Annotated in this window: 14 protein-coding genes; 10 read left to right on the top strand and 4 right to left on the bottom strand. The window is 33.2% G+C overall.

Going from position 1 to position 12,466, the window contains the following annotated elements; translation table 11 throughout:
* Positions 1-51 precede the first annotated feature (51 nt).
* From BKH44_RS01645 to purB, 10 genes are all read left to right on the top strand, one after another.
* A complete protein-coding gene (locus BKH44_RS01645; RefSeq protein WP_095269458.1) occupies positions 52-522 on the top strand; it encodes a hypothetical protein in 471 nt (156 codons plus the stop codon).
* 101 nt (positions 523-623) lie between these two features.
* The gene (gene rplM, locus BKH44_RS01640; RefSeq protein ID WP_180674077.1) at positions 624-1,049 is read left to right on the top strand and encodes a 50S ribosomal protein L13; all 426 of its coding nucleotides are present in this window, start codon (positions 624-626) and stop codon (positions 1,047-1,049) included.
* A 14-nt stretch (positions 1,050-1,063) separates the two neighbouring features.
* Complete coding sequence (rpsI, locus tag BKH44_RS01635; RefSeq protein ID WP_095269456.1) at positions 1,064-1,453, top strand: 30S ribosomal protein S9; 390 nt, start codon at positions 1,064-1,066, stop codon at positions 1,451-1,453.
* Between the two features lie 173 nt (positions 1,454-1,626).
* Positions 1,627-3,012, top strand: coding sequence for an MATE family efflux transporter (locus BKH44_RS01630; RefSeq protein ID WP_095269454.1), 1,386 nt, complete (start codon positions 1,627-1,629; stop codon positions 3,010-3,012).
* A complete protein-coding gene (locus tag BKH44_RS01625; protein ID WP_095269452.1) occupies positions 2,994-3,644 on the top strand; it encodes an HAD family hydrolase in 651 nt (216 codons plus the stop codon). The genes BKH44_RS01630 and BKH44_RS01625 overlap by 19 nt, the downstream gene beginning before the upstream one ends.
* A 219-nt stretch (positions 3,645-3,863) precedes the next feature.
* Complete coding sequence (locus tag BKH44_RS01620) at positions 3,864-4,424, top strand: pyruvate flavodoxin oxidoreductase subunit gamma (RefSeq protein WP_095269450.1); 561 nt, start codon at positions 3,864-3,866, stop codon at positions 4,422-4,424.
* An 11-nt stretch (positions 4,425-4,435) separates the two neighbouring features.
* Positions 4,436-4,828, top strand: coding sequence for a 4Fe-4S dicluster-binding protein (locus BKH44_RS01615; RefSeq protein ID WP_095269448.1), 393 nt, complete (start codon positions 4,436-4,438; stop codon positions 4,826-4,828).
* 10 nt (positions 4,829-4,838) lie between these two features.
* Positions 4,839-6,065 (top strand): 2-oxoacid:ferredoxin oxidoreductase subunit alpha, encoded by a 1,227-nt coding sequence (locus tag BKH44_RS01610; RefSeq protein ID WP_095269446.1) that lies wholly within the window; start codon positions 4,839-4,841, stop codon positions 6,063-6,065.
* Positions 6,066-6,075: 10 nt separating this feature from the next.
* On the top strand, positions 6,076-7,020 hold the full coding sequence (locus BKH44_RS01605; protein WP_095269444.1) for a thiamine pyrophosphate-dependent enzyme: 945 nt from the start codon (positions 6,076-6,078) through the stop codon (positions 7,018-7,020).
* 93 nt (positions 7,021-7,113) lie between these two features.
* Positions 7,114-8,448, top strand: coding sequence for an adenylosuccinate lyase (gene purB / locus BKH44_RS01600; protein WP_095269442.1), 1,335 nt, complete (start codon positions 7,114-7,116; stop codon positions 8,446-8,448).
* A gap of 20 nt (positions 8,449-8,468) precedes the next feature.
* Here purB and BKH44_RS01595 read toward each other — a convergent pair whose 3' ends face one another.
* The 4 genes from BKH44_RS01595 to BKH44_RS01580 all read right to left on the bottom strand — a co-directional run bounded on the left by BKH44_RS01595 (position 8,469) and on the right by BKH44_RS01580 (position 12,431).
* On the bottom strand, positions 8,469-9,380 hold the full coding sequence (locus tag BKH44_RS01595) for a hypothetical protein (protein WP_095269440.1): 912 nt from the start codon (positions 9,378-9,380) through the stop codon (positions 8,469-8,471).
* A 101-nt stretch (positions 9,381-9,481) separates the two neighbouring features.
* On the bottom strand, positions 9,482-10,198 hold the full coding sequence (locus BKH44_RS01590) for a TerC family protein (RefSeq protein ID WP_095269438.1): 717 nt from the start codon (positions 10,196-10,198) through the stop codon (positions 9,482-9,484).
* Positions 10,195-11,157, bottom strand: a complete 963-nt coding sequence (gene corA / locus BKH44_RS01585; protein WP_095269436.1) for a magnesium/cobalt transporter CorA — start codon at positions 11,155-11,157, stop codon at positions 10,195-10,197. The genes BKH44_RS01590 and corA overlap by 4 nt, the downstream gene beginning before the upstream one ends.
* A 62-nt stretch (positions 11,158-11,219) precedes the next feature.
* A complete protein-coding gene (locus tag BKH44_RS01580; RefSeq protein ID WP_095269434.1) occupies positions 11,220-12,431 on the bottom strand; it encodes a phosphoglycerate kinase in 1,212 nt (403 codons plus the stop codon).
* Positions 12,432-12,466 lie beyond the last annotated feature (35 nt).

Below are 12,466 nucleotides of genomic sequence, written 5' to 3'. Positions count from 1 at the left end.
AAGGCTGTTTTTTATATAATATCACAGTTTATTGAAAGGGGGCTAAAGCCTTTGATAAATTTTAAACAAAAAGCTCAATTTTCTTATATAGAAAAATTTTTAATAAAATGGCAAACTCGATCTTTAGGCACCAAGATTGATACGACAATCATTATCCTTTCGGTGTTGGTTTATATTGGTAGACCTGATTTAGAAGGTCAATTAGATAGAGCTAAAGGAATCGTTAAAAATATAATAAAACCCCAAAATTTAGCCCTGAAAATTTTTGATCGTATAATGATTAGGGTTTTAGAATATACAAAAGATGAAAAAATTTATATGCAAGATAGGGATAAAGCTTTGAATGCTATCGTGCAAGATATTCAATTTTATTCTATTGTATTGGATATGCTTGATGGCAAGGGATGTGATACACAAAGGGATATTATCCGTTCTGTTGTCCAAAAAACTTATGACGAAGAATATTGTATTAGTGCAGAAAATAAGCGGATTTTAGAATATCAAGAACAAGCTTTTAGATAAAATATAGCTTAAATTAAGCTTTTTATAAGATTTTTATCTTATAATAGCTATCTTGTTTTTATGAAAAGTTTTGAAAATGAAATCAATTAAAGGTCATTGATATGGATATTACAAAAGCCATTAAAGCTAGTGAGATAAAACGTGATTGGGTAGTCTTGGACGCCAAAGATAAAACTTTTGGTCGTCTGATTACTGAGATAGCTGTTCTTTTAAGAGGGAAGCATAAGGCTTGCTATACACCAAATGTAGATTGTGGAGATTTTGTTGTAATTGTAAATGCTACTGCGGTTAAGTTTTCTGGAATGAAGCTTGAAAATAAGGAATATTTTTCACATTCTGGTTATTTTGGTAGCACAAAAAGCAAAACACTCAAAGAAATGTTGGATAAATCGCCTGAAAAGCTTTATCATCTTGCTGTTAGAGGGATGTTGCCAAAAACCAAACTTGGACGAGCAATGATCAAAAAACTCAAAGTTTACAAAAGTAGTGAACATCCTCACACTGCTCAAATTACAAAAAGTAAATAATAAGGAATCTTAAGATGGCAAAAATTTATGCAACAGGAAAAAGAAAAACAGCAATAGCAAAAGTTTGGCTTGCTTCAGGTAGTGGAAAAATAATCATCAATGGTCAAAATTTGAATGAATGGCTTGGTGGACACGAGGCTATTAAAATGAAAGTAATGCAACCTTTGATATTGACCAAGCAAGAAAAATCAGTAGATATTCAAGCAGTTACTTTAGGTGGTGGCTATTCTGCTCAGGCAGAAGCACTTAGACATGGTATTTCTAAGGCATTGAATGCTTATGATTTATCATTCCGTGCTATTTTGAAGCCAAAAGGACTATTGACCAGAGATTCCAGAGTAGTTGAGAGAAAAAAATACGGCAAGAAGAAAGCTAGAAGAAGTCCTCAATTCTCAAAAAGATAATTTTCTTAATATACAGAGACTTTTAGTTTTTGTATACCATACCCTCAATTTCAAAAGTTATCCAATTTGATTATTTCTTATGATAGTTGTAGAATTCTAAGTTGACTCTCTTTTTTATTGCTTTGATTTTAAAATTAGACTATTGTTGAAGTTGATAATATTTAGGTGATTTTATGTTTAATATTGACTTAAGAAATGATCCCATAAAAAAATTATTTTTTTATTATTTTATTCCTTCTTTGTGTGCGATGATAGCACTTTCTACTTATTCTACCGTTGATGGTATTTTTGTAGGCAAAAAATTAGGCGAAGAAGCACTAGCTGCTATCAGTATTTGTTGGCCAGTTTTTCCTATGTTGATATCATATGAATTGCTCTTTAGTTTGGGTGCTGCTTCAATTATTTCATATTTTTTGGGCAAAAATGAAGTCCATCGTGCTAGGTTGATTTTTAGTTCAGTTTTTTATTTTGTTATTATCAGTACTTTGGTGATAGGCATAACTTTATGGTTTTTTGTTGATCATATTGCTTTGTTGCTTGGCAGTAGTGAAAATTTAAAACCTTTGGTTGTGGAATATTTGAAAGTGATTTTTTTGGGTTCTATTTTTCTTGTATTGCATCCTTTGAGTGATATGTTTGTTATCAATGATAAACAACCTATATTGGCTATGGTTGCTATGATTATTGGTTCTTTAATGAACATTATTTTGAATTATTTATTTTTATTTGTTTTTGAAATGGGTATTTATGGGAGTGCTTTAGCCACTGTTTTAGGTCATGCTATAGGTTTTTGTGTTCTTTTGCAACATTTTTTATTCAAAAAAGGAAAATTGTATTTTATAAGACGTTTTAATTTTGCTTCTGTGATTTCTTCTGCAAAAAGTGGTATCCCACAATCAGTATCTGAGTTGAGTGCAGCTGTAGTGATGTTATTGTTCAATACTACTATCATGGGGATAGCTGGTGAGAGAGGTGTCTCTATTTATGGTATTGTGATGTATAGTGGGATTATTTTTTTTACAGTGCTTCTTTCTATAGCACAAGGTATTCAGCCTATAGCTAGCTTTAGCTATGGTGCAAGGAGCTTGGAACGTGTTAGGAATATTTTTTTATTTGGTATTAGTGTTTCTGTGATTGTGGGTATTGGTATTTATTTTATTTTTTATAGTCTTGATATTCATCTTGTTAGGTTGTTTTTAAAAGATGATATTGCTTTGCGAGATCCTTATTTATTGGAAGATACACTTAAGGCAATGAATGTTTATTATTTGGGTTATATTTTGTTAGGTATTAATGTCGTGTGTGCAATATTTTTTCAATCTGTACAGAGAACGAAAAGTTCTTTTTTGATTACTATTTGTTATACTTTGCTCTTTTTAGTGATTTTACTCCCTATTTTAAGCAAGCATTATGGTATTGAAGGTGTATGGATTTCATATCCATTTTCACAATTTCTAGCATTTCTGGTGGTATTGGGAATTATTTGGTATGAAACAAAATATGGGATTTTTTCTGCTGGTTTTATTCAAAAAGACTTATCATGCAAAAAGAAAAAATAATTTTATTTGATTTAGATGGGACGCTTATTGATTCTGTAGAATCAATTTATGAAAGTTGTTGTGTTGCATGTGAAAAAAATCACATACAAATACCAACTTTAGATTCTGTAAGGAAGGTGATAGGATATACTTTAGAAGATATGTTTTTCACTCTAGGGGCTTGTGATAATAATATTAATTTTTGTGTAGAGGCTTATAGGTTGTATTATAAAAGTATTTACCTGCAAAAGACAAAAATGTTACCTAATGCAACAAAATCTATTCAGATAGCAAGTGGATTTTCAAGATTAGGTATTGTGACTACAAAAACTGCGAAATACTCCAAAGAATTGTTAGAATATTTGGGTATTTTAGAGTATTTTGAGGTCATCATTGGTATTGAAGATGTGAAATTTCCAAAACCTCATAAAGAACCTATATTAAAAGCTCTTGAAAAGATGAATGCAAATATTTTAGATTACAAAGTTTTTATGATAGGGGATACTATTTTAGATGTCCAATCAGCCATTGATGCTAAAGTGTTCCCTATAGGGGTAAGGAGTGGATATGGAGATTATGAGGCTCTGAATAAGGTTTGTGAGGATTTATTTGAAGATACTTTAGAGGCTTTAGAATACATCAAAACTCTTTAAATGTTACAATTTTATACAAAATAAATTATTATTTAAACTTATATTTTTACAGATTTTGATTGTTTAGACAAAATAAAGTAGAATTCTAAAAGAAATAGTTTAGAATTGTATCGTTTTTACAAATTAGAATGATATTCATTCTTAGGCAGAGTTACGATTATCTGCATTTAGATTATTTAAAACAACAGCAACTTGAAAATACAGGCAAGGAGATAGTGTATGTTTGAAATCAGATGGCATTCGCGTGCCGGACAAGGAGCTATAACTGGTGCAAAAGGTTTAGCTGATGTCGTCGCTGGAACTGGGAAGGAAGTCCAAGCTTTTGCTTTGTATGGTTCTGCAAAGAGAGGGGCTGCTATGACAGCTTACAATCGTATTGATTCTGAACCTATCTTGAATCACGAAAAGTTTATGAGTCCTGATTATATTTTGGTGATTGATCCTGGACTCACTTTTATCACAGATATTTGTGTGGATGAAAAACCAACTACGCAATATATCATTTCGACACATTTAAGCAAAGAAGAATTGATAAATAAAAAACCTGATCTTGAAGGCAAGAAAATATATATTTTAGATTGCATTCAGATTTCTATTGATACTTTAGGTAAACCTATTCCAAATGCTCCTATGCTAGGAGCATTTATAAAGGTTTCAGGTATGCTTGAAATTGAGTTTTTTAAAGAAGCGTTTAAAAAAGTTTTAGGCAAAAAATTACCACAAAAAATAATTGATGCAAATATGCTTGCTATCCAGCGGGCTTATGATGAAGTGAAATGAAGGAGTCTGTAATGAAGGGTTGGAATGATTTTGAAATTGGTGCTATTTTGTTTCCTTTTGAAGAAAAAGGTCAAGAAGCATTAGATTTTCATAATGATGAGCGTGATTATACTCAAGAAAGCTCTTTTAAGGCTAGTGTTGCTCATTGGAGGGTTGAAAAACCTGTTCACAATAGCGAAATTTGTATAAATTGTTTTAATTGCTGGGTTTATTGCCCTGATGCTGCAATCCTTTCTAGGAATGAAAAGCTTAGTGGGATTGATTATGTTCATTGTAAAGGGTGTGGAATCTGTGTGAGTGTATGCCCTACAAATCCAAAATCTTTATTGATGTTTAGTGATCATCAAGATAATGTATCTGCTTTGAATAACTGGCCTAAAAAAGAAGAGAAAAAAAGGGATTGAAGGAGAGATAATGGCAAATCCGATTGAATTACAAGAAGTAGAGGTTTGGGATGGAAATATGGCTGCTTCTCACGCCCTTAGACAAGCTCGTATTGATGTAGTGGCTGCTTATCCCATCACACCTTCTACCCCCATTGTGCAAAATTATGGTAGTTTTATAGGTAATGGTTATGTTGATGGTGAATTTGTAATGGTAGAATCAGAACATGCTGCTATGAGTGCTTGTGTTGGTGCAGCAGCAGCAGGAGGAAGAGTTGCTACAGCTACAAGTTCACAGGGCTTTGCATTGATGATTGAAGTTTTGTATCAAGCTTCAGGGATGCGTTTGCCTATAGTGCTTAATTTAGTAAATAGAGCACTTGCTTCTCCTTTGAATATTCATGGGGATCACTCAGATATGTATTTAGGAAGAGATGCAGGCTGGATAAATCTTTGTACTTGTAATCCTCAAGAAGCATATGATTTTGGTTTAATGGCTTTTAAAATTGCAGAAAATATGAAGGTAAGAATACCTACTATTGTCAATCAAGATGGATTTTTAAGTTCTCACACTGCTCAGAATGTTCGTCCTTTGAGTGATGAGGTTGCCTATTCTTTTATTGGTGATTATCAGAGTAAAAATCCTTTACTTGATTTTGAAAAACCCGCTACTTATGGTGCACAAGCTGAAGAAGATTGGCATTTTGAACATAAAGCCCAGTTGCATAATTCTTTGATGCATTCTGATATAGTGATTGAAGAAGTATTTAATGATTTTGCCGAACTTACAGGTCGTAAGTATAATCTTATTGAAACTTATGACATAGAAGATGCAGATGTTGCTATTTTTGCATTAGGTACTACGGTGGAATCTGCTCGTGTTGCAGCAAAGAAAGTTCGTCAAGAACAGGGGATTAAAGCAGGAGTGGTGACCATTCGTGTGTTTAGACCCTTTCCATATTTGAAGCTAGGGAATGTCCTTAAGGGGCTCAAAGCACTTGCGATTATGGATAAAAGTTTGCCAGCAGGTGCTATGGGGGCATTATTCAATGAAGTTGCAGCTTCTCTTTATCAGGCTCAAGGTACGCAACATCCTGTCCTTTCTAATTATATTTATGGTTTGGGTGAGAGGGATTTGAGGCAAGTTGATTTAGTTAATATCTATAATGAACTTCAAAATAATGCTAATTTAGGAAAACTCACTCACCCTACACAGCAATTTATAGGACTTAGAGGTCCTAAGCTAAGCTTTTGCTAAAGGAGAATTGATGGTAAAAGAAATAAAAAATTTGAAGCAATTTAGCAAATCAGCAGAAAAATTTGAAGGTTCTCATCTTTTGTGTCCGGGATGTGCTCATGGGATGATTATTAGAGAAGTGCTTAATGCAGTAGATGGTCCTGTTGTTTTGGGAAATTCTACAGGTTGTGTAGAAGTATCAACAGCAGTGTATCCTCATACTTCTTGGGATGTTCCTTGGATACATATTGGATTTGAAAATGGTTCTACTGCTGTGGCTGGTGTAGAAGCAATGTATAAGGCTTTGGCAAGAAAAGGTAAATATAATGGACAAAAACCTAAGTTTATTGCCTTTGGTGGTGATGGCTCTACTTATGATATAGGTTTTCAATGGATTAGTGGTTGTTTTGAGCGAGGTCATGATATGACTTATATTTGTTTGGACAATGAAGTTTATGCGAATACAGGTGGACAAAGGAGTGGTTCTACACCCATTGGAGCAAGTACTTCTACTACGCCTGCTGGTAGGGTTAGCTATGGTAAAAAAGAAAAAAAGAAAGATATTTTATTCGTAATGGCTGCACATGGATCACCTTATGTAGCTCAAGTTGCTCCAAATAAGTGGAAAGATATGAATAAAAAAATAAAACAAGCCATTGATACACAAGGACCTACTTTTATCAACGCTATGAGTGCTTGCACGACAGAATGGAGATTTGATGCTAATCAGACAGTAGAAATAAGTGATTTAGCTGTAGATAGCCTTGTTTTCCCACTTTTTGAAATCATTAATGGTACTGAGGTTAGGATTACTTATCGTCCTAAAAATGTTATTCCAGTGAAAGATTATTTAGCTGCACAGGGTAGATTTAAGCATCTTTTCAAGCCTGAAAATGAACATATCATTGAACAATTTCAAAAAGATGTTGATTCTAGGTGGGAATATTTACAGAAGAGAGAAGAAGCCAAAGTCTGATTTGGTTTTTTGATTTTATTGGATTTTTCTTCTAATTTTGATTATACTTTTTTGACTTCATTGATTTGATTCATAAATTTTTAAGGGATTCTTATGGTTGAACGATATGCTAGGGAAAAAATGAAACAAATATGGAGCTTGAAGGCAAAATATTCTGCTTGGCTTGAGGTTGAAAAAGCAGTCGTGAAAGGTTGGAATAAATTAGGTTTTATACCTGATGATGATTGTCAAAAGATTTGTAAAAATGCTTCGTTTGATATTGATAGGATCAATGAGATTGAAACTGTTACTAAGCATGATTTGATTGCTTTTACAACTTCTGTTGCTGAAAGTTTAGGCGAAGAATCAAGGTTTGTACATTATGGGATTACTTCTAGTGATTGTATTGATACGGCTATGGCATTGCAGATTAGGGATAGTTTGAAGATAATTTTAGAGGATGTTGAATTTTTAAAAGAAGCTATAAAAAAAAGAGCCTTTGAATACAAAAATACTTTGATGGTAGGTCGTAGTCATGGCATACATGGTGAGCCAATTACTTTTGGTTTGGTCTTAGCAATATGGTATGATGAGATAAATAGACATTTAGAATCTTTGAATCAAACAATGAGAGTTATTTCAGTAGGTGCTATTAGTGGTGCAATGGGTAATATGGCACATACTCCTATGGAGCTTGAAGAGATAGTATGTGAAGAACTAGACCTTTTGCCCGCACCTGCAAGCAACCAAATTATCCAAAGGGATAGGTATGCTAGATTGATAAATGACTTGGCTTTATTGGCTTCTAGTTGTGAAAAGATTGCTGTTGCTATTAGGCATTATCAGCGAACAGAGGTTTATGAAGCTGAAGAATATTTTTCTCCCGGACAAAAAGGAAGTTCTGCTATGCCTCATAAACGAAACCCTGTTTTAAGTGAGAATATTACAGGGTTATGCCGTGTCATACGGAGTTATTCTATTCCTGCGATGGAGAATGTCGCTTTGTGGCATGAGCGTGATATTAGTCATAGTTCTGTCGAGAGATTTATTTTGCCTGATGCTTTTATCACAAGTGATTTTATGCTTGATCGTTTGAAGGGGTTGATTGAAAATTTGGTTGTATATCCAAAAAATATGATGAAAAATCTCAATCTTACAGGTGGATTAGTATTTTCCCAAAGGATATTGCTTGAGTTACCTAAAAAAGGATTGAGTAGAGAGGATAGTTATAAAATAGTCCAAAGGAATGCAATGAAGGTATGGGAGGATTTAGGACATGGGAAAAGTGCATTGAACGAAAAAGGAGAAAGTCTTTATTTGCAACATTTATTAAAAGATACTGAATTATTAAGTATTATAGATGAAAAATCTATTAAAGAGTGCTTTAATTATGATTATTATACTAAGAATGTGGATAAGATATTCCAAAGGGTTTTTGGAATATCTTAGAATAATATTTTTTTGAATATTTAGAATATATACGAATAACTTAACATAAAATTAAGATGTATCATGATGTTGTTTTGAATCATAATGTGTTCATCATCATTATATCTTTTTGTATGAGTAGTGGTAAGATCTATCCCTTTGTAAGCAGTTCCTTCATAGGCAACCGTAGTGTAAGCATCAATTGTTGGTGTGTTGATGATGTAGCGCATATTAGCTTCAAGCATATGGTGTTTGCCAGAAATAGCTCCAAGTCCTAGACTCACAACAGGACTTGCATATTCTACTACACTTGCTTTATTCCTACCGCTATAGATATCTGTAACTGTTTTTCCACTGAATATGCTTGTAGCATCATTGTTTTTATCCCCAACAGAAAATGTTCCAGCTGAGGTGTAGTTTGTATATTGATAACCCCCACCGAGTGTGAAATATGCACTAAAACCCTTGCTTTGAAAAGCACCAAGCATCAGATCGATTATCCCACCATAATACTGCACATCAAGATACCCTGTTTGAATAAAGTCATCAGTCCCAACAATCAAGCTAGATATTCTTTCGTTGAATCCTAAACTCTCATAACTAAGCCAACTTTTTCCATAATAAGCATACGCACGAAGACCTATATTTTTGAAGGTTTTTATCAATCCTAATCTTGCTTCAAATCCAATACCATCAGGGTTAAAGGAGTCTAAATAATTTGGTTTTTTGTCTTTGACATTGTAGGTGTATAAATTATTTGGAAGCTTAACATCATCATATATCAGATCTCCTCCGTAGCTAAATCCTATGAATAAACCTCCGGTAATATTATTTTCCTTAGGCTCATCATCAGAAACTTTTGTAGGTGCTGGGGGTGAAGCTGGTGGTTTTTCTTGTGCATTAACTGAAAGGATTGAAGAAATCAAAATTACACAATAAAATATTTTTTTCATAAACTTATTTCCTTGAAGATATTTTTATAAAATAATTTATGATTATAGAAGATGTAGTTTTAAGAATAAATTAATTCATAAAACTATCATCAATGAAGGTTTTATTTTTTTGAATTTTTTCTTGTGTAAATATTGATGCATTCAACTATGAGTGAGAAAGCCATTGCAAAATATATATAGCCTTTAGGGATATGGAAGTCAAAACCATCGGCTAAAAGAGCAATACCTATGATGAGTAAAAAAGCTAATGCAAGTGTTTTTATCGTTGGATAAGATTCTACAAAATCTGAAATGCTTTTTGAAGCGATCATCATTATGATCACAGCTAATATAATGGCAATAACCATCACAGATAAATGTTCAGCCATCCCCACTGCAGTAACAACTGAATCAAGCGAGAATATAATATCTAAGATAGCTATCTGAAGAAGTGCAATGAAAAAATTTGGTGATTTGATGTATTTATTTTTTTCTTGTTGGTTAGGGGTAAGTTGAGTATGGATTTCTTTTGTGCTTTTATATATCAAAAACAAACCACCAAGAATGAGGATAATATCTTTGCCTGAAATTTGATTACCAAGAAGCTCAAAAATTGGATCAGTAAGTTTCATTATCCAAAAAAGAGATGCTAGTAATGCTATGCGAGTGATCATCGCTAACATCAATCCTAAAATCCTAGCTTTATTCCTCTGATGTTCTGGAAGCTTTCCTACAATGATAGCAATAAAAATAATATTATCAATACCAAGTATGATTTCAAGAAGGGTTAGTGTCGCTAAAGCAGCCCAAGCATTTGGATCTATAAGCCAAGTGGTCACAACCAACCCTTCTTTTTAAAATAAATCACAGGGAGTATTGTAGAAATTATCATCACAATAATGGCAATAGGATATCCAAATTCCCAATGCAGCTCAGGCATATGTTCAAAATTCATCCCATAAATTGTGCCAATGAGAGTAGGAGGCATCATTGCCATCGTAGCAACTGTGAAAACCTTGATTATTTTGTTTTGCTCGACATTGATTTGGCTGGTGAATAGATTTTGAATATTATCTAAGACGTTCATATTTACGGTTGTAAATTCTACGAGTGAATTGATATCTTTGAGGACGATGGTAAGATTTTTTTTGACATCCATATCGACTTTATCGCTTTTTAGCAATGCAGTAATGGCACGACGTTTGTCAAATAAGGAGTCACGTAGATTCATATTGATTTCTTGTAGGATTGAGAGCTTGGTGAGGATAATATCATGATTAATATTTTTGTCATTGAAAACCACATTTTTTCTTAATTCACTTGTCTCTCTACCAGCACCTTCTAACATATCAGCATCTTTTTCAATACGAACTTCAAAGATTTTACTCAAAAGATCAAATCCATCTTCAAAGTTTTTTGGACTGGCTAAAACTCTTTCTTGAATTTCATCAAATACTTTAAATTCATTGTATCGGATAGTGAATAGGATGCCTTTATATAGGATAAATGTAACGGTCTTATTGTGGAGTTCAAATTCTGAACTGCGTATCAAAAAATAGGTATTGATGGTTATACTGGTGCTATCTTCCCAATACCTTGCACTTTGTTCAATCTCTTCTCTTTCTTCTTTGGTTGGAATATCAAGCATATATGTTTTGGCAATATAAGAAACTTCTTCAATCGTAGGATGTAAGAGATCAATCCAAAGGATGATTCCTTCTTCAAAGTGAATATGTTGAGTATTTTGGAAACTTTCCCTAGCTACAAGCGATTTTTTTTTCATAAATACATTCATCATATCAATACCTTTATTAAGAAAATTTCCAACAAGTTTATAAAACCAAAATTATCCTCATAATCTTATTTTTTGTCCAAGACTTCAAATGCTGGGAGGATTTTACCTTCAAGTAATTCTAATGAAGCCCCACCACCTGTAGAAATAAAGCTCATATTATCTCTTTCACCAGCCTTATCAATAGCATCAGCAGTATCACCACCACCAATCAGAGAAAAAGCATAGGTGTCAGAAATAGAATGTGCAATATGAAATGTACCACGTGAAAATTGAGAAATCTCATAAATGCCTAAAGGTCCATTCCAGATAATTGTCTGGGCTGAATGGATAACTTCAGTGAATAATTTTGTGCTTGCTGGTCCTATGTCTACTGCCATATAGCTTTCAGGTATATCTTGAGAAGGGGTGATTTTGATATTTTTATGTTCTTCAATATTATCTGTATTTACAACATCTACAGGTAGATAGATTTTGACATTTTTTGTTTTTGCTAGTTCTAGTATCTTGATAGCATCTTTTATCAGAGCGTCTTCTGTGAAAGATTTTTGCATATTATAACCCATTGCTTTGAGGAATGTATTGCTCATTGCACCACCAATGATGATTTTATCAACCACATCTAAGATATTAGATAATAATTCAAGCTTTGAGCTTACTTTGCTTCCACCTACGATGAGTAATACAGGTTTGAGTGGATTTGCCAAAGCTTTGGCAAAAGAATCAATTTCTTTTTTGAGTAAAATCCCTGCAACCTTTTCTTTAGCAAATTCTGCTATGCCATATGTGCTTGCATGGGCACGATGGCTAGTTCCAAAAGCATCATTGACATAAACATCACATAAACTAGCAAGTTTTTGACTCAAATCTTTAGAGTTCTTCTCTTCTCCCTCGTAAAAGCGGATATTTTCTAGCAAAATAACACTGCCTTTTGGCAATGTGTTTTGAAGGACTTGGGCAGATTCAATACTGTCAGCAAAAGCGACATTTTTTCCTAATAGTCGTTCAAGTCTCTTTAATACATAAATCAGAGAAAATTCAGGATTCTTATCTTTTGGACGTCCTAAGTGACTGACTAAGACAATTGATTTGATATTGTTATCAATGCAATGATTGATAGTTGGTAAAGCCTCTCTGATACGTGTGTCATCAGAAATATTGAAATCTTTGTCCATAGGGACATTAAAATCTACTCTAATGAGTATTTTTTTATCATTGATATCAATATCACGGATGCTTTTTGTTTGTTGCATCAATGTAATACCAGCTACTTGTAGCATTTTGTCTCCTTAAAAAATTAGCAATTAAATTAAGT

It is taken from the genome of Helicobacter sp. 13S00477-4, from assembly GCF_002272785.1.
GTDB lineage: Bacteria > Campylobacterota > Campylobacteria > Campylobacterales > Helicobacteraceae > Helicobacter_J.
This window is presented reverse-complemented; position numbering and strand designations above follow the sequence as displayed.

What these genes read in the sequence shown, in the direction of transcription:
- purB (WP_095269442.1), top strand. Translation starts at nt 7,114, where the DNA reads ATGGTTGAACGATATGCTAGGGAAAAAATGAAACAAATATGGAGCTTG.
- corA (WP_095269436.1), bottom strand. Translation starts at nt 11,157, where the DNA reads ATGATGAATGTATTTATGAAAAAAAAATCGCTTGTAGCTAGGGAAAGT.
- BKH44_RS01595 (WP_095269440.1), bottom strand. Translation starts at nt 9,380, where the DNA reads ATGAAAAAAATATTTTATTGTGTAATTTTGATTTCTTCAATCCTTTCA.
- rpsI (WP_095269456.1), top strand. Translation starts at nt 1,064, where the DNA reads ATGGCAAAAATTTATGCAACAGGAAAAAGAAAAACAGCAATAGCAAAA.
- rplM (WP_180674077.1), top strand. Translation starts at nt 624, where the DNA reads ATGGATATTACAAAAGCCATTAAAGCTAGTGAGATAAAACGTGATTGG.
- BKH44_RS01615 (WP_095269448.1), top strand. Translation starts at nt 4,436, where the DNA reads ATGAAGGGTTGGAATGATTTTGAAATTGGTGCTATTTTGTTTCCTTTT.
- BKH44_RS01605 (WP_095269444.1), top strand. Translation starts at nt 6,076, where the DNA reads ATGGTAAAAGAAATAAAAAATTTGAAGCAATTTAGCAAATCAGCAGAA.
- BKH44_RS01630 (WP_095269454.1), top strand. Translation starts at nt 1,627, where the DNA reads ATGTTTAATATTGACTTAAGAAATGATCCCATAAAAAAATTATTTTTT.
- BKH44_RS01620 (WP_095269450.1), top strand. Translation starts at nt 3,864, where the DNA reads ATGTTTGAAATCAGATGGCATTCGCGTGCCGGACAAGGAGCTATAACT.
- BKH44_RS01610 (WP_095269446.1), top strand. Translation starts at nt 4,839, where the DNA reads ATGGCAAATCCGATTGAATTACAAGAAGTAGAGGTTTGGGATGGAAAT.
- BKH44_RS01625 (WP_095269452.1), top strand. Translation starts at nt 2,994, where the DNA reads ATGCAAAAAGAAAAAATAATTTTATTTGATTTAGATGGGACGCTTATT.
- BKH44_RS01580 (WP_095269434.1), bottom strand. Translation starts at nt 12,431, where the DNA reads ATGCTACAAGTAGCTGGTATTACATTGATGCAACAAACAAAAAGCATC.